This is a genomic window from Allobosea sp., assembly GCF_051860145.1.
Lineage (GTDB): Bacteria > Pseudomonadota > Alphaproteobacteria > Rhizobiales > Beijerinckiaceae > Allobosea.
Map to the genome: position 1 here is coordinate 1 of NZ_JBHYEM010000025.1, position 14,696 is coordinate 14,696.

At 67.7% G+C, this 14,696-nt stretch carries 15 protein-coding genes and 1 pseudogene; 9 read left to right on the forward strand and 7 right to left on the reverse strand.

From position 1 onward, the window contains the following. The first annotated feature begins 515 nt into the window (after positions 1 to 515). Positions 516 to 1,595 (forward strand): DUF2778 domain-containing protein, encoded by a 1,080-nt coding sequence (locus ACTIF2_RS24640; RefSeq protein WP_439499776.1) that lies wholly within the window; start codon positions 516 to 518, stop codon positions 1,593 to 1,595. 68 nt (positions 1,596 to 1,663) lie between these two features. Continuing rightward, a complete protein-coding gene (locus ACTIF2_RS24645; RefSeq protein ID WP_439499777.1) occupies positions 1,664 to 1,933 on the forward strand; it encodes a hypothetical protein in 270 nt (89 codons plus the stop codon). A 15-nt stretch (positions 1,934 to 1,948) separates the two neighbouring features. Here the strand turns inward: ACTIF2_RS24645 and topA are convergent, their stop codons facing one another. After that, positions 1,949 to 4,621: a type I DNA topoisomerase gene (gene topA / locus ACTIF2_RS24650; RefSeq protein ID WP_439499778.1), complete on the reverse strand. Its 2,673-nt coding sequence runs from the start codon at positions 4,619 to 4,621 to the stop codon at positions 1,949 to 1,951. Between the two features lie 235 nt (positions 4,622 to 4,856). Then, entirely contained in the window at positions 4,857 to 6,053 is a 1,197-nt protein-coding gene (locus ACTIF2_RS24655) for a glycosyltransferase (protein WP_439499779.1), read from the reverse strand. Positions 6,054 to 6,481: 428 nt separating this feature from the next. Here ACTIF2_RS24655 and ACTIF2_RS24660 point away from each other — a divergent pair, with 428 nt between their 5' ends. From ACTIF2_RS24660 to dprA, 5 genes are read left to right on the forward strand one after another with little or no spacing between them, the layout of a single operon-like run. Further along, complete coding sequence (locus ACTIF2_RS24660) at positions 6,482 to 7,426, forward strand: aspartate carbamoyltransferase catalytic subunit (protein WP_439499780.1); 945 nt, start codon at positions 6,482 to 6,484, stop codon at positions 7,424 to 7,426. 5 nt (positions 7,427 to 7,431) lie between these two features. Then, the gene (locus tag ACTIF2_RS24665) at positions 7,432 to 7,674 is read left to right on the forward strand and encodes a hypothetical protein (RefSeq protein WP_439499781.1); all 243 of its coding nucleotides are present in this window, start codon (positions 7,432 to 7,434) and stop codon (positions 7,672 to 7,674) included. 1 nt (position 7,675) lies between these two features. Continuing rightward, the gene (gene pyrC / locus ACTIF2_RS24670) at positions 7,676 to 8,971 is read left to right on the forward strand and encodes a dihydroorotase (RefSeq protein WP_439499836.1); all 1,296 of its coding nucleotides are present in this window, start codon (positions 7,676 to 7,678) and stop codon (positions 8,969 to 8,971) included. A gap of 36 nt (positions 8,972 to 9,007) precedes the next feature. Continuing rightward, positions 9,008 to 9,634 (forward strand): glycerol-3-phosphate 1-O-acyltransferase PlsY, encoded by a 627-nt coding sequence (gene plsY, locus ACTIF2_RS24675; RefSeq protein WP_439499782.1) that lies wholly within the window; start codon positions 9,008 to 9,010, stop codon positions 9,632 to 9,634. 6 nt (positions 9,635 to 9,640) lie between these two features. After that, positions 9,641 to 10,858: a DNA-processing protein DprA gene (gene dprA, locus ACTIF2_RS24680; protein ID WP_439499783.1), complete on the forward strand. Its 1,218-nt coding sequence runs from the start codon at positions 9,641 to 9,643 to the stop codon at positions 10,856 to 10,858. A 12-nt stretch (positions 10,859 to 10,870) separates the two neighbouring features. Here dprA and ACTIF2_RS24685 read toward each other — a convergent pair whose 3' ends face one another. The 3 genes from ACTIF2_RS24685 to ACTIF2_RS24695 all read right to left on the reverse strand — a co-directional run bounded on the left by ACTIF2_RS24685 (position 10,871) and on the right by ACTIF2_RS24695 (position 12,590). Next, on the reverse strand, positions 10,871 to 11,092 hold the full coding sequence (locus tag ACTIF2_RS24685) for a hypothetical protein (protein ID WP_439499784.1): 222 nt from the start codon (positions 11,090 to 11,092) through the stop codon (positions 10,871 to 10,873). A gap of 132 nt (positions 11,093 to 11,224) precedes the next feature. Next, positions 11,225 to 11,527, reverse strand: coding sequence for a hypothetical protein (locus ACTIF2_RS24690; RefSeq protein WP_439499785.1), 303 nt, complete (start codon positions 11,525 to 11,527; stop codon positions 11,225 to 11,227). A 139-nt stretch (positions 11,528 to 11,666) separates the two neighbouring features. Further along, on the reverse strand, positions 11,667 to 12,590 hold the full coding sequence (locus tag ACTIF2_RS24695) for an AEC family transporter (protein ID WP_439499786.1): 924 nt from the start codon (positions 12,588 to 12,590) through the stop codon (positions 11,667 to 11,669). A 266-nt stretch (positions 12,591 to 12,856) separates the two neighbouring features. Between ACTIF2_RS24695 and ACTIF2_RS24700 the strand changes: the two genes are divergently transcribed. Together ACTIF2_RS24700 and ACTIF2_RS24705 are read left to right on the forward strand one after the other, a co-directional pair. Next, the gene (locus ACTIF2_RS24700) at positions 12,857 to 13,315 is read left to right on the forward strand and encodes a hypothetical protein (protein ID WP_439499787.1); all 459 of its coding nucleotides are present in this window, start codon (positions 12,857 to 12,859) and stop codon (positions 13,313 to 13,315) included. 122 nt (positions 13,316 to 13,437) lie between these two features. Further along, a complete protein-coding gene (locus ACTIF2_RS24705) occupies positions 13,438 to 13,785 on the forward strand; it encodes a hypothetical protein (protein WP_439499788.1) in 348 nt (115 codons plus the stop codon). 125 nt (positions 13,786 to 13,910) lie between these two features. On the opposite strand, the gene ruvX is transcribed toward ACTIF2_RS24705, so the two are convergent. Both ruvX and ACTIF2_RS24715 read right to left on the reverse strand, forming a co-directional pair. Continuing rightward, on the reverse strand, positions 13,911 to 14,402 hold the full coding sequence (ruvX, locus tag ACTIF2_RS24710; RefSeq protein ID WP_439499789.1) for a Holliday junction resolvase RuvX: 492 nt from the start codon (positions 14,400 to 14,402) through the stop codon (positions 13,911 to 13,913). Between the two features lie 65 nt (positions 14,403 to 14,467). Beyond that, positions 14,468 to 14,696, reverse strand: a pseudogene (locus ACTIF2_RS24715) (tripartite tricarboxylate transporter substrate binding protein BugD); the annotation flags it as partial.

Below are 14,696 nucleotides of genomic sequence, written 5' to 3' on the forward strand. Positions count from 1 at the left end.
TATATCATCCTGCCGACAGCCTATAGCGGCTCGGTCTACCTGACGCAGTATGGCACTGACGTGATCGGCTATATCGCCCAGGGCTCGAGCTATTACTCGTTCCAGGTGCACGGCTATGCCGCGCTCACCGTCGCCGAGGTCCAGGCCGCGCTGTTCTTCGCCTGAACTGCTTCGCCGTTCCGGAACTCCACTCCCGGTCAAATTTGACCGCCGCTCCTCCGGGAGCAGCGGGCGTTTTGTTCGTTTTCATATGGTCTCCGGTTGTGGGGTCCGCATCCGTGCTTCGGCCGAACCGGCCGGCGGGCGGCGACCACTCGAAAAAGCCGCTTCCGGTTCACCGGGGATTAACCAAGCGCGCGCCTTATCAATCAGACGACGTCTGGGCTTCCGCGCACTGACGATCGCGTCCGCCAGACGCCGCCTCGCGGCTCACCGACGTGAGCTTGCGCGAACGGGTCAAGGCGCGCGCTGGTCGGGGCAGGGAAGAGTACCGAGTATCCCTGAGAGCGTGGCGCATGAGTTACCCGACCCGCAGGCTTTTCGTTCCGCGCTCGCGCTTCCGTCGACGCCGCAGCCTCTTTCCCCGGATCCTGTTCCTGACTGGCGCCCTTGGCGTCGCGGCGCTGGCGGGACTCTGGGCGCAGGACGCTCCAGGCCCCGTCATGCAGGCGAGTGTCGAGCCGGTTCCGGAAGCGGCCCCGCTGGTCGTCGCCTCCGCCGGGCCCTATCGTCCGCTTCTCGATCCAGGCTTCTCGCTGGGCCCAGTGCCGCTGCCGCTCGGGCAAAGCGCCCCGCTCGGCGGTGATTGGCAACGGGCCGAGCCGGCCTCCCCGGCGTCGGTTGAACCTGCTCCGGCGGCCGAGCCTCCTGCCGCACCCGTAGTTGCGGCCGAGGCGGCCCCGCCGGCGCTGCCCGAAGCGTCAAGGCTGGTCGCGGGCACGCCTTTGCCCTTGCCGCGCCCCGCCGAGCTCGCGCTTCCGAAAGCGCAGGATACCCCGCGCGTCGCCGAACGGCGGCTCTCGCGCCGGATGCAGGCCGTCGCCGCCGTCCAGCCGAAGCCCGAGGACAACCGCTCCTTTTTCGAGAAGCTTTTTGGCGCGCAGCCTTCATCGAAGCCCGCACCGGCGCTCGCCTATGCGGCGCCGCAGGACGACGTCGTCGACCAGTCGCGCGGCAGGCGGCTCAGCCCGACGCTGCCGGGAGCGACCGTCTCGGCCCAGGCCACGGCGATCTACGACATCAGTGCGAGAACCGTCTACATGCCGAACGGCGACCGCCTGGAGGCGCATTCCGGTCTCGGCGACAAGATGGACGACCCGCGCTACGTCCATGTCCGGATGAAGGGCGCGACGCCGCCGCATGTCTATGACCTCAAGGAGCGCGAGGCGCTGTTCCACGGCGTGCGCGCCATCCGCCTCCATCCGGTCGGCGGCAGCGGCAAGATCCATGGCCGCGCCGGCCTGCTCGCCCATACCTATCTGCTCGGCCCGAGGGGCGACTCGAACGGCTGCGTCTCCTTCAAGGACTACGAAAAGTTCCTGCAGGCCTATCTCAGGGGCGAGGTGAAGCGCCTCGTCGTCGTCGCCAGCATGTAGCGCGTGCTGGCGAGGGTGCGTTCGGCACGGCATAGGACACGTCGAGCGACGTGCCCGGAGGAGATGCGATGAAGCTGACGTTACCGTTCCGCGCCGCGGCGCTCGCGTTCCTGCTGGGCGGCGCGATCGTCGGCCTTGCTCCGCCGGCGCTCTCGGAGGTCCGCTTCGGCTCCAATGTCCGGGTCGGCGGCCACGATTTCTCCAACCGCACCTATGATCGCCGGAACCGGGCGGTGATCCGGCTCTATGATCGCCAGCCGCGCCGGGCCGGCTGCGCCTGGCACGCGGATGGTCGCGGCGGGCGGGTGCAGATCTGCCATCTGCGCCGCAAGAGGTAGCGGCGGCGCCGCAACTCAGCTCTCGGCTTCCGCCTTGGCCTTGCTCTTGGGAGCAGCCTTCGCGGACGGCTTCTTGGCTCCGGCCTTCTTCGCCGGCGCCTTGCCCGAAGACTTCGCTGGAGACTTGGCTCCCTTCGCCTTCCCGCCGCCCTTGATGCCGCTCGCCTCGGCCTTGGCGTTGACCAGTTCGACCGCCTGTTCGAGCGTCAGGCTCTCCTGGCTCATCGCCTTGGGCAATGTCGCATTGACCTTGCCCCAGTTGACGTAAGGCCCGTATTTGCCGGCGCGCACCACGAGCTTGCCGCCCGCGGGATGCTCGCCGAGATCGCGGCCCGGTACTGCCGCGCCGCCGCCGAAGCGCCGGCCCCCAGTGCCGCTCTCCTTGGCGACGATCAGGTCGATGGCGCGGTTGCCGCCGAGCTCGAGCACGTCGTCGCCCTTGTCGATATTGGCGTAGGTCTTGCCGTGCTGGACGTAAGGCCCGTAGCGGCCGATGCCGACCAGGATCGGCTCGCCGCTCTCGGGATGCCTTGCGACCTCCTTGGGCAATGCGAGCAGGGCGAGCGCCTTGTCGAGGTCGACAGCGGAGGCGCTCATGCCCTTGGGCAGGCTCTGGCGCTTCGGCTTCTCGCCTTCGCCGAGCTGGACATAGGGCCCGAACCGGCCATCGCGAAGGGTGACGTCCTGCTGCGTGACCGGGTCCTTGCCGAGGATGCGCACGCCCGGCGTGCCCTGTCCGCCCTCGGTCGTCGCCTCGCCGTCATTGGCGGGGATCGTCAGCGGCCTCGTATAGCGGCATTCGGGATAGTTCGAGCAGCCGACGAAGGCGCCGAACTTGCCGAGTTTCAGGGAAAGCTGGCCGGTGCCGCAGGTCGGGCAGGTGCGTGGATCGCCGCCATCGCCGCGGGCGGGGAAGATGTGCTCGCCAAGGACGCCGTTCAGCGCCTCCAGCACCTCGGTGACGCGCAGATCCTTGGTGCCGCTGATGGCCTGGGTGAACTCTTCCCAGAATTCGCGCAGCAGCGCCTTCCAGTCGATCTCGGCATTCGAGACGCGGTCGAGCTTCTCTTCCAGGCTCGCAGTGAAGTCGAACTCGACATAGCGCTTGAAGAAGCTCTCGAGGAAGGCGGTGACCAGCATGCCCTTGTCCTCGGGCACCAGCCGCTTCTTCTCGATGCGGACATATTCGCGGTCGCGCAGCGTCGCCAGGGTCGCGGCATAGGTCGAGGGCCGGCCGATGCCGAGCTCTTCCATGCGCTTGACCAGGCTCGCTTCCGAGAAGCGCGGCGGCGGCTCGGTGAAATGCTGGTCGGCGGCAATGGCGCGCTTCTCCAGCGGATCGCCGGCCTTCATCGGCGGCAGCTTCCTGCCGTCCTCGTCCTCCTCGTCGTCACGGCTTTCCTGATAGAGCGTCAGGAAGCCGTCGAAGAGCACGACCTGGCCGGTGGCGCGCAGCTCGAGATTGCGCGCGCCGACCTTGGCGGCGATGTCGACGGTGGTGCGCTCAAGCGAGGCCGACTCCATCTGGCTCGCGATCGTCCGCTTCCAGATCAGCTCGTAGAGCTTCGCCTGCTCCGGCTCGAGATGGCGCACGACCATGGCCGGCAGCCGGCCGAGATCGGTCGGGCGGATGGCCTCGTGGGCCTCCTGCGCGTTCTTGGCCTTGACCGTGTATTTGCGCGGCACGCCCGGCACGTAGGACTCGCCGAATTCCTTGCCGATGACGCGGCGGGCGGCGGCGATGGCGCTGCCGTCCATGTCGACGCCGTCGGTTCGCATATAGGTGATCAGGCCGACTGTCTCGCCGCCGATATCGACGCCCTCATAGAGCCGCTGCGCCAGCTGCATGGTGCGCGCCGGCGCCAGGCCGAGCTTGCGCGAGGCCTCCTGCTGCAGCGTCGAGGTCTGGAAGGGCGGGTAGGGGTGGCGCTTGACCGGCTTGGCCTCGACCTCGGTGACGGCGAAGGCAGCCGTCTCCAGCGCCGCCTTGAAGGCTTGCGCCTCGGCGCCGGTGCCGATGTCGAGCCGGGTGATCTTCTTGCCGTCGGCGCCGACGAGCCTGGCGTCGAAGGTCGCACCCGCGCCAGTCGCCAGCGTCGCCACCAGCGACCAGTATTCGCGAGCCCGGAAGGCCTCGATCTCGCGCTCGCGCTCGCAGACCAGGCGCAAAGCCACCGACTGGACGCGGCCGGCCGAACGCGCACCCGGCAATTTGCGCCAGAGCACCGGCGAGAGCGTGAAGCCGACGAGATAGTCCAGCGCGCGCCGCGCCAGATAGGCGTCGACCAGCGCCTGGTCGATCTGGCGCGGGTTGGCGAGCGCCTTCTGCACCGCGTCCTTGGTCACGGCGTTGAAGGTGACGCGCTCGACCGGGATGCCCTTCAGCGCGCGCTTTTGGTTCAGCGCCTCCAGCACATGCCAGGAGATCGCCTCGCCCTCGCGATCGGGATCGGTCGCCAGGATCAGCTTCTCGGCGCCCTTGACCGCCTTGACGATCTCCGAGACCTGCTTGGCGCCACGGCCCTCGATCTCCCAGAGCATCGCGAAGTCGTCGTCCGGCTTCACCGAGCCGTCTTTGGCCGGCAGGTCGCGGATATGCCCGAACGAGGCGATGACCTCGTAATCGGAGCCCAGGTATTTGTTGATCGTCTTGGCCTTGGCCGGCGACTCGACGACGAGGAGCTTCATGACGCTTTCGGTCTCATGGACAGGGCAGGGCGGGCACATTCGTGCCTGTCCTGCCGGGCTTGGCGCAGGGCGCTTGGCTATCGGTTCGGAATTGCGCGCGAAAGTGGTTCAGCGCGGCAGCCCTGTCAAATAGGCATTGCGGCACGAATGCAACAGTGCCGCGACGATCGACGCGACGCCGGGCCGGTGGTGCGGCCCGGCACCGCCCGTTCTCTTGGGCGACGATCCCGCGTGGTCACATCGACGCGGGCAGCCTTTCCTGGTTGGCTGCATCGACGAGTAGGGCCGCGGCCACCGCCGCCCCGTCGCCGCGGATCGTGCCGGCCACGGCGGCTGCACGCGCGCGGGCCTCGGGAGCCAGGGCCGTCCCGAGCGCGGCCGACAGGGACTCGTGGCTCGGTGTCGGACCATCATGCGCCGCGCCGATGCCCAGCTCGGCCACGCGGCCGGCCCAATAGGGCTGGTCCACGATTTGAGGCACGATCACCTGAGGTACGCCGGCTCGCGTCGCCGTCGTCGTCGTGCCCGCGCCACCGTGATGGATGACGGCGGCCACCCGCCGGAAGAGTGCCTGCTGGTTGACGTCGCCGACGATGAAGCAGTCGTCCCGGCCGTCGATCAGCGCCAAGTCGGCCCAGCCCCGCAGGACGAGCGCGCGGCGGCCCTGCGCGCGGGCCGCGGCGATGGCCACCCGGCCGGCGTCTTTCGCGGCCTGCATCGGCATGCTGCCAAAACCCACATAGACCGGCGGCGCGCCGGCATCGAGGAATGCCAGCAACTCGGCCGGGAGGGGGCGGTTATCCGGCAGGATCCATGCGCCGGTCTGCACGACATCGGCAAGGTCGGTCGGCCGCCAGGGGCCGAGGACCGTGTCCGACGCCAGCCACGGATGGCGCGTGAAGACATGGTCGCGGACATTGTCGACCGTCGGCAGGCCGAGCGAGGCGCGCTGCGCGTTGACCGCTCTGCCGAACAGCGCGTTCATGGCCTGGATGTTCGCCTCCCACAGCACCCGATTGTCGGTCACCCCCGGAGGGTGGGGATGGCCGGGATATGCGAAGGGCGAATGGTGCTGCGATGGCAGGATGAGCGGGCAGAAGCTCGCATGCACGTAGCGGATGCCCAGTTTTTCGGCCACTGACTGCGCGGCGGCCGTGGATGGAAACAGGCCCGTCGCCACGATCGCATCGCACCCTTCGGCCGCCGCGGCGATGGCTTCGAATTGGGCGGCGACCATCTCGGCCGCTCGCTGGGGCAGGTCCACTGCCGGTCGCTTCAGCATGGCCTCGCTCACCCATTTGCGCACCGGCGAGAAGGCCGGCGCCAGCGGCACGTCGGCGCGGGCGAGCAGATCCGCGAACTCCTGATCGGGCGGCGCGCAGACCACCGCCTCCGCGCCGAGCGCCTGCAGTTGCACGGCGAGACCGGCCATCGGCTCGACATCCCCGCGCGACCCGTAAGTCGATAACAACACACGCATTTCGTTGCTCCCTTTTTCCTGAGGTTCAGGTCGAGGGCAGCGTCCATACGCTATGGCTGGGGTCTTGCCGCAAGCCCCCGGGCGCGTTATACGGTGATAGTGGCAAGGAGCGGGGACGCTCCTTTTTTCGTTTCAGCTCCCCATGGGCGAGCTCTTAGCGAAGCAGCGGTGCCGTGCACTGCGGCTCTACCGGCTCCGAACGTTCCCCTTGGGCCGGCGCATATCAGACTTGGGAGACGGCCGTAGCTGCAGCCTGTCGGTGGCGCGCAGCCGTTGGCGCCCGCCTTTTGAGGCCGCATCGCGCGGATGACATGCCGGGCGACAATATCCGTCTCGCGCCTTGCGCCGGTCACGACTCGGGCCTAAACAGCCTGCTTCAAATGACATCGCAAGCTTCGCTCTATCCGCACCGCCATCTCCTCGGCATCGAGGGGTTGTCCCATCTGGACATCGAGGCGCTTTTGGACCGGGCCGAGGACTATGTCGGGCTCTCGCGCCAGGTCGAGAAGAAGACGGCGACGCTGCGCGGCCGCACCCAGATCAATCTGTTCTTCGAGCCCTCGACCCGGACGCAGGCCTCGTTCGAGTTGGCCGGCAAGCGGCTCGGCGCCGACGTCATGAACATGTCGGTCGCCTCCTCGTCGGTGAAGAAGGGCGAGACCCTGATCGACACCGCCGCGACCCTCAACGCGATGCGGCCCGACATCCTGGTGGTCCGCCACCATGCCGCCGGCGCGGTCAATCTGCTCGCCCGCAAGGTCGACTGCTCGGTGGTCAATGCCGGCGACGGCGCCCATGAGCACCCGACGCAGGCCCTGCTCGACGCGCTGACCATTCGCCGCAACAAGGGGCGCATCGCCGGCCTGACGGTCGCGATCTGCGGCGACATCCTGCATTCGCGCGTCGCCCGCTCCAATATCATCCTGCTCAACGCGCTCGGCGCCAAGGTCAGGCTGATCGCGCCTTCGACCTTGCTGCCCGCGGGCATCGAGCGCATGGGGCTCTCGGTCTTCACCGATATGAGGAAAGGCCTGGAAGGCGCTGATATCGTGATGATGCTGCGGCTGCAGCTCGAGCGCATGCATGGCGCCTTCGTGCCTTCGCCAAAGGAGTATTTCCGCTATTTCGGGCTCGACCGCGAGAAGCTCGACCTGGCCCAGCCCGATGCGCTCGTGATGCATCCCGGCCCGATGAACCGGGGCGTCGAGATCTCCTCCGAGGTTGCGGACGGCGCGCAGTCCCTGATCCGCGAGCAGGTCGAGATGGGCGTGGCGGTGCGCATGGCGGTGCTCGACGCGCTCGCCCAGCACCTGCCCAATGGCTGATCCGGATGGAGCCTTTCCTCGCCTGGCTGCTGCGACAGATGCTCCGGGCCCGCCTGGTCTTCGCGGCGCTTTACGTGATCAGCGCCGCAGGTTTCCTCTATGCCGATCCGCGCGCCGGCTGGACCTGGTTCATCGTGATCGCCGGCGCCCTGCTTTGCCTGCTCTTCTGGGGGCTCGTGGCATTCTGGCAGGCCGCCTTCACCCGCAGACGAAGCCCTGAAGGCAGGACCGAACGAGATCATGTCTGAGATGCGCGAGCTTGCGATCGTCAACGCCCTGCTGGTCGATCCCGCTTCGGGGCGGCTGGGGCAGGGCGCGCTCCTGCTGCGCGACGGCGCCATCGCCGATATCGCCTGGGGCGGCGCGGCGCCCGAGACGGGCGAGGGCAAGCGGCGCATCGATGCGGAGGGGCTCGTCGTCACGCCTGGGCTCGTAGATCTGCGCGCCTTTCTCGGCGAGCCGGGCGCCGAATTTCGCGAGACACTCGGCACAGGCTCTCACGCCGCCGCCGCCGGCGGCGTGACCACGGTCGTTTGCCGCCCCGATACCGATCCGCCGATCGACGACCCCGCCATCATCGATTTCATCCAGCGCCGGGCCCGCGACAAGGCGATCGTCAACGTCCTGCCCGCCGCCGCCCTCACCAAGGGCATCGAGGGGCGGGAGATCACCGAGTTCGGCCTGTTGCTGGAGGCTGGCGCCGTCGCCTTCACCGATGGCGCCAAAGCCCTGCGCAATCCGCAGGTCATGCGCCGGGCGATGATCTACGCCCGCGATTTCGACGCGCTGCTGATGAACCATGTCGAGGACCCCGACCTGCGCGGCGTCGGCGTGATGAACGAGGGCGAATTCGCCAGCCGCAAGGGCCTGCCGGGCATTCCGGTCGAAGCCGAGACGGTGATGCTGGAGCGCGACATCCGGCTCGCGCGGGCGACCGACGCGCGCTACCACGCCGCCATGATCTCCTGCGCCGAATCGGTCGAGCTCGTGCGCCGGGCCAAGGCCGACGGCGTCAGAGTCACCTGCGGCGTCTCGATCAACAACCTGACGCTGAACGAGAACGATGTCGGCGACTACCGGACCTTCTGCAAGGTCTCGCCGCCGCTGCGCCACGAGGACGAGCGGCTCGCGCTGGTCGCCGCGCTGGCCGAAGGCGTGATCGACGTCGTCGTCTCCGACCACGACCCGCAGGATGTCGAGACGAAGCGCCAGCCTTTCAGCGAGGCGGCCAACGGCGCGCTCGGCATCGAGACGATGCTGGCGGCGGCGCTGCGCATGGTCCATGCTGGGCAGATCGACCTGCCGGTGCTGCTCGCGGCGCTGTCGACGCGCCCGGCCGATCTGCTCGGCCTGCGCTGCGGCCGGCTCACTGTGGGGGCGCCCGCCGACCTGATCCTACTCGATCCGGATGCGCCTTTCGTCGTCGACAAGCGCAAGTTGAAGTCGCGCGCCAAGAACTCGCCCTTCGACGAGGCGCGGCTCGAAGGGCTGGTGCGCACGACCCTTGTCGCGGGACGAGTGGTCTACGAGGCCGACGCAGTCTAATCTCCCGGATAACGGGGCGGCGAAGCGGGGATCGGCATGCCGGAAGCGATGAACTGGGGCCTGTCCTGGCCCTATTTTCTGACGGCCATCGTCATCGGCTACCTGTTCGGTTCGATTCCCTTCGGCGTCCTGCTGACGCGCATGGGCGGCGGGCCGGATCTGCGCAGCATCGGCTCCGGCAATATCGGCGCGACCAACGTCCTGCGCACCGGCAACAAGAAGCTCGCCGCGCTGACGCTTGTCGGCGACATGCTGAAGGGCACCGTCGCTGTGCTGGTCGGCTTCTACCTGATCGGCGGCAAGAACGCGGCGTTGCTTGCTGGGTTAGGCGCCTTTCTCGGCCATCTCTTCCCGGTCTGGCTGGGCTTCAAGGGCGGCAAGGGTGTCGCCACCTATCTCGGCATCCTGATCGGGCTGAAATGGCCTATCGCCGTCACCTTCGCCGCAATCTGGCTCAGCATCGCCTATCTCAGCCGCTATTCCTCGCTCGCGGCGCTCGTCGGCAGCCTGTTCGTGCCATTTTTGCTCTGGTTCTGGGCCGGCGAGCGCCAGATGGCCGAGATGATCGCGATTCTGACCGTCCTGCTCTGGTTCATGCACCGGGAGAACATCGCGCGGCTGCTGCAAGGGCGCGAGGGCAAGATAGGCCAGAAAGAAGGCTAGAGACCTATGGCTGGCATCGCCTTGACCGATCGCCAGCGTTTCGACTGGCTCCGCCTGATCCGCAGCGAAAGCGTCGGCCCGCGAACCTTTCGCGCCCTGATGAACCGATATGGCGGCGCTGCGGCTGCGCTCGATGCCTTGCCGGAGCTGGCACGCAGCACGGGCCGCAGCATCCGCATTTGCCCTGCAGCGGAGGCCGAGCGCGAGCTCGAGGCCCTGGCGAGACGCGGCGGCCGGTTGCTCGCCCTGGGCGAGCCCGCTTATCCGCTGCCGCTGCAGGCGATCGATTCGGCGCCGCCGCTGCTTGCCGTGCTGGGAGCTGGCGAGGCGTTGCTTCGTCCCAGTGTCGCGCTCGTCGGTTCCCGCAATGCCTCGGCCGCAGGTCTGAAATTCACCGCCAGGCTGGCGCAGGATTTGGGTGAGGCGGGCTTCGTGATCGTGTCGGGGCTGGCGCGCGGCATCGACACCGCCGCCCATACGGCGAGCCTCGCGACGGGGACGGTCGCGGTGCTGGCGGGCGGGCTCGACGAGATCTATCCCTCGCAGAACGCCGCGCTGTTCGAGCGGCTGCTGGCGAGCGGCGCCGCGATCAGCGAGATGCCGATGGGTTGGGCTCCGCGCGGGCGCGATTTCCCGCGCCGGAACCGGCTGGTTTCCGGCCTCGCGCTCGGCACCGTCGTCATCGAGGCGGCACGCAAATCGGGTTCCCTGATCACCGCCCGTTTCGCCAATGAGCAGGGCCGCCAGGTTTTCGCGGTCCCCGGCTCGCCGCTCGACCCGCGCGCGGAGGGCGGCAACCACCTGATCCGCGAGGGCGCGACCCTTTGCGGCGAAGCCGCCCATGTCATCGAGGCGCTGGCGCCGCTGTTGCGCGACGACGGTATCTTCCCGACGCCGCCTGGCCTTGTTCGCGAGGCAGGCCGGGACGCGGCCTCGGAAGCCTTGTGGGACGAGCTCGACCTGCCGGGAATCCAGCAGCCGCCCGAGGCGGCTCTTCCCGCTGCCGCCGACTCAAACGGCTTCTCGCCGCCCGCTGCTCTTGCGGCAGAGGATGTCCGCGCGAGCCTGCTGGGCCTGCTCGGGGCGACGCCGGTCTCGCTCGATGACGTGGTTCGGGCCAGTGGCCGGTCGGCGCGGGAGGTCAGCACGGCCTTGGTCGAGCTCGAGCTCGACGGCGTGATCCTGCGGCATCCCGGAGGCGCGCTGACGCGCGTCATGACATGATATGGCTGGTCTTCAGCGCGCGGTTCGGCTGCGCTCGGTCTGGGCGTTCGCTTCCTGCCGCGTCATGCCGAGGAAATAGAACAGGTGCGGGAGCTCCGCCGCACGCGCCATCGTTTCGAGCTCGCCCAAGAGCTGTTCGATATAGCGCGCCACCTCGAACTGGAGCCGGCGGTGCTGCGCGAGGGCGGTATCTGCGATATCTCCATCGGAGCGTCGATCCAGGTCGGGAGCCATGACGAGGCCTGCGATCTCTGGGGCGGGTCCATGAGGTTCACCGGCGGATAAGGGCATGAGCGATACCTCTCTTTAGGTGCGTAAAGAGAGATATACAACTTTAGGTTTTAAGAAACGGTAATGCGCGCGCCGTTATGACGGCTCTGACTTGGGGCCCGGACGAAGCTCGATCTGGATCGACGCCTCGATGCGCGACATCTCGAGAAAATAGGCGAGGCTTTCGAGCCGGGCTGCCCGCGCCATCATTCGCAAATCGACGCAGATGCTCTCGATATACTCCGCGACCTCGCGTTGAGCGCGGCGTTCGCGCACCGGGTCGGGCTTGTTTCTCTCCGAGAGCGAATGGTGGTGCCGACTGCGTTCCCTCATGCGCTCGTCGCTGTGTCGGGTGGTGTCGTCGGCTTCCAGGATCGACTTCGGCCCTCGCGAATTCATGGCGGCTTGCTCCCCGCACGAGCGAATGGATGATTCCTGTGTGTCGCGAACACACACGATAATCGCGAATGTAATTGGTAAATGCAATCTTTACGTGCAGACGAGCCGAGCCGCGCCGGCCCACCCCGCCTTGAAGGCTTCAGCCCAGAAACAGGACCGCAAGGGGCAGGGTGACGAGCGCGATCAGCGTCTGCATCGTGGTGATCTCGGCCATGAGGGGAGCGTCGCCGCCCATGTCGCGCGCCAGGAAATAGGCGGCCGTGGCGGTTGGCACCGCCGCGGCGATGACGGTGATCGTCAGGGGCGTACCCGAGACGCCGAACTGCCGGGCGAGCGTCCAGGCCACCAGCGGCATCACCACCAGCTTGAGCCCGATGGCGAGAAGATGCGCGGGGCGCGGTTGCCGCAGCTTGTGGATGTCGAGGCCAGCGCCGACGACGAGGAGCCCGACGCCGAGCGCCGCCCGGCCCATGATGTCGGCATAGGAGACGAGCGCGACCGGCAGCGGCCAGGGGGCCTGGTTGAGCAGGACCCCTACGGCGGATGACCAGATGAACGGGTTGACCGCGATCGAGCGCACCGTCGCGGCCGGGCTCATCGGCTGGCCGCTGGCATAACGCGCCAGCACCACGACGCACAGGACGTTCAGCAGGGGAATCATCGAAGCCACGGCGATCGCCATCAGGGTCGCGCCCTCGCGGCCGTGCAGCCCTGCTGCCAGCGCCAGCGCGACGAAGGTGTTCCAGCGCACCGAGCCTTGCAGGATCGAGGTGAAGGCCGGGCCGTCGATACCGGCGCGTGCCATGAGCGTCCGGGTCGCCAGCAGAACGGTCGCGACGCTGAGAATGCTCGCGACGAGGGCAAGGCCCATCGCCATCACCGGCAGCCGGCTCAGATCCGCGACGGCCAGCGTGTGGATGACGACGGCGGGGAAGAGCACCTGATAGGTCAGTCGTTCGACGCCGGCCCAATGGCTGGGTGTGACCAGGCCCCGCGCTTTCAAGGCCCATCCGGTGGCGAGCACCAGGAAGATCGCCACCAGACTGTCGATGATCGGATTCATGCTGGAACCGGGCTGCGGCAGGCTTCGGCTCCCGGCGCGCCCGCGTATGCCGGAACAATCCGTCGAAGCTGCCGTTGATGGAGATGGAGTGTCATCGAAGGCGTCGCGCCACCCCTCTCATGACAGCCGGCGCAGGACAAGCGCAGCTCGGGGAGGGCGGGTTGCACCCGCCGCAATCCCGCCGCGATTGGTTCACGCCGCATTCAACCGTGTTGCCCGATGATGCAGGTTAAGTTCAGGCGCGTGAAACCGCAGGAGAATGGACAATGGCTTCTCTCAAGATGACCACTATCGTGGCTTTGACGGCCGGTAGTTTGCTGTCCGCCGGAATCGCGGTTCCCGCCTTCGCCGGCGAGGCGCGCGCCCGGGTCGATGCCAGCCGTCTCGACAAGGCGCCGGCCGAGTACAGCTATTACCGCGGTCGCGGCGGCTGGCGTGGCAATCGCGGTGCTGCCGTCGCCGCTGGCGTCGGTCTTGGCATTCTCGGTGCGGCGGCCATCGCCGCGAGCCGCCCGGCCTATGCGGACCCCTATTACGGCTATGACGAGGGGTATAGCTACGGCGCCTACGAGCCGGCCTATGGCTATGAAGCCCCGCCGGTCGTCTATCAGCCGCGCCCGCGCTACTATGGCGGCTACTATGGCCCCGGTAACTATTACTCAGGTCGCGGCCCCTATACCGGCTTCTACAACGGGGCTCCCGATCCGGCACGTGGCGGCAGATAGGTTGCTGCGGATGATCACAAGCGGATGATCCAGCGGGACTATTGATTTGCCTGGCATGCGGCGTCCCAAAAGAAACGGGCGTCGCGTATAAATCCAGCGCCAACGGCGCGATGGAGGACGACATGAACGGGTATTGCAAGGCTATTCTGGTCGGACTCGGACTGGCGACCTCAGCGGCGCTGTGGTCGGTCCCGGCTTCGGCACAGTATTATCGCGACGGCTATTACGAAGGCCGGCGCGGCTACGGCAACGGTTATGAGCGTGGCCGCCGCTATGGCCCTTCGCTCCAGCAGCAGAAGCAGATGATCCGCAACCAGCGCCAGGCACAGAGGCGCGGCTATGCGCCGGGCGGAGGCTATGGCCGTGGCGGCTACGGCGGTCATAACCCTTATGCCGGCTTCACCTTCCGGCAGGGGCCTTATGGCAATTACGCCGTGCCGATCACTCCCGAAGCCTTCGGTAACAACTAGAGCTGCCCTTGATCGGCTCGCTAGAGTTGCGCGCTAGCCCCTTGATAAACTAGCCCCTTGATAAAAGAGGCGATTTCGCTAGCAAAGCGTGGCGCCGTCGCAGGATCTGCGACGGCGTTCGCATGTCAGGCCACCTCGGGATCCTGCGGTTCCATCCGCATCAGGCGGTCGAGCGCGCCTTGCAGGATGTAGGCTGCCGCCATTTTGTCGACGACCTCGGCGCGCTTGGCCCGCGAGGCGTCCGCCGAGAGCAGGGTCCGCGTCACGGCCAGCGTCGACATACGCTCGTCCCAGAACGCGATCGGCAGCGTGGTCAGCGGCATGAGGTTGCGGATGAAGGCCCGCGTCGATTGCACGCGCGGCCCTTCGGACCCGTCCATGTTCAGTGGCAGGCCGATGACCAGGCCCGCGACCTGATGTTTCCCGGCGATTTTCAGCAAGGCGGTGGCGTCGAGCCCGAACTTGACGCGCTTGATCGTCTCCAGCGGCGTGGCGATCTGCCTTTCGACATCGGACAGCGCGAGCCCGATCGTCTTGGTGCCGAGATCGAGCCCGAGCAGGCGCGCATGGTCGGGGAGGTCCAGGAAGCTCTCGAGCGGCACCAGATTGGCTGACATGAGCTGCGGTTAGCACGCGCCGCCCTGGCTGGCGAGCGGCGCGTGGCGGGCTCTCGGTTGGCGGTCTAGTTCAGGTTCTGCGGGGTCACGCCGGCCGCCTTGAGCGAGGCCGCCCATTTGGCGACCTCGGCGCTGAAGCGCTTGGCATGGGCCTCGCGGCTCCATTCGGCTTCCGGGAACGCGCTGGTGCCGACCGATTTGAAACGCTCGAGCACGGTCGGGTCCTTGAGCGCGGCCTTGAGTGCGCCATTGAGCTTGTCCAGCGCCGCTGCCGGCGTGCCCTTCGGCGCGTAG

Excerpts from the sequence above, each read along its gene's own strand:
- ACTIF2_RS24685 (WP_439499784.1), bottom strand. The coding sequence starts at position 11,092 with ATGGCTCCCGACCTGGATCGACGCTCCGATGGAGATATCGCAGATACC.
- ruvX (WP_439499789.1), bottom strand. The coding sequence starts at position 14,402 with ATGTCAGCCAATCTGGTGCCGCTCGAGAGCTTCCTGGACCTCCCCGAC.
- ACTIF2_RS24665 (WP_439499781.1), top strand. The coding sequence starts at position 7,432 with ATGGAGCCTTTCCTCGCCTGGCTGCTGCGACAGATGCTCCGGGCCCGC.
- plsY (WP_439499782.1), top strand. The coding sequence starts at position 9,008 with ATGCCGGAAGCGATGAACTGGGGCCTGTCCTGGCCCTATTTTCTGACG.
- ACTIF2_RS24690 (WP_439499785.1), bottom strand. The coding sequence starts at position 11,527 with ATGAATTCGCGAGGGCCGAAGTCGATCCTGGAAGCCGACGACACCACC.
- ACTIF2_RS24705 (WP_439499788.1), top strand. The coding sequence starts at position 13,438 with ATGAACGGGTATTGCAAGGCTATTCTGGTCGGACTCGGACTGGCGACC.
- topA (WP_439499778.1), bottom strand. The coding sequence starts at position 4,621 with ATGAAGCTCCTCGTCGTCGAGTCGCCGGCCAAGGCCAAGACGATCAAC.
- dprA (WP_439499783.1), top strand. The coding sequence starts at position 9,641 with ATGGCTGGCATCGCCTTGACCGATCGCCAGCGTTTCGACTGGCTCCGC.
- ACTIF2_RS24700 (WP_439499787.1), top strand. The coding sequence starts at position 12,857 with ATGGCTTCTCTCAAGATGACCACTATCGTGGCTTTGACGGCCGGTAGT.
- ACTIF2_RS24640 (WP_439499776.1), top strand. The coding sequence starts at position 516 with ATGAGTTACCCGACCCGCAGGCTTTTCGTTCCGCGCTCGCGCTTCCGT.
- ACTIF2_RS24660 (WP_439499780.1), top strand. The coding sequence starts at position 6,482 with ATGACATCGCAAGCTTCGCTCTATCCGCACCGCCATCTCCTCGGCATC.
- pyrC (WP_439499836.1), top strand. The coding sequence starts at position 7,676 with ATGCGCGAGCTTGCGATCGTCAACGCCCTGCTGGTCGATCCCGCTTCG.
- ACTIF2_RS24695 (WP_439499786.1), bottom strand. The coding sequence starts at position 12,590 with ATGAATCCGATCATCGACAGTCTGGTGGCGATCTTCCTGGTGCTCGCC.
- ACTIF2_RS24645 (WP_439499777.1), top strand. The coding sequence starts at position 1,664 with ATGAAGCTGACGTTACCGTTCCGCGCCGCGGCGCTCGCGTTCCTGCTG.
- ACTIF2_RS24655 (WP_439499779.1), bottom strand. The coding sequence starts at position 6,053 with ATGGCCGGTCTCGCCGTGCAACTGCAGGCGCTCGGCGCGGAGGCGGTG.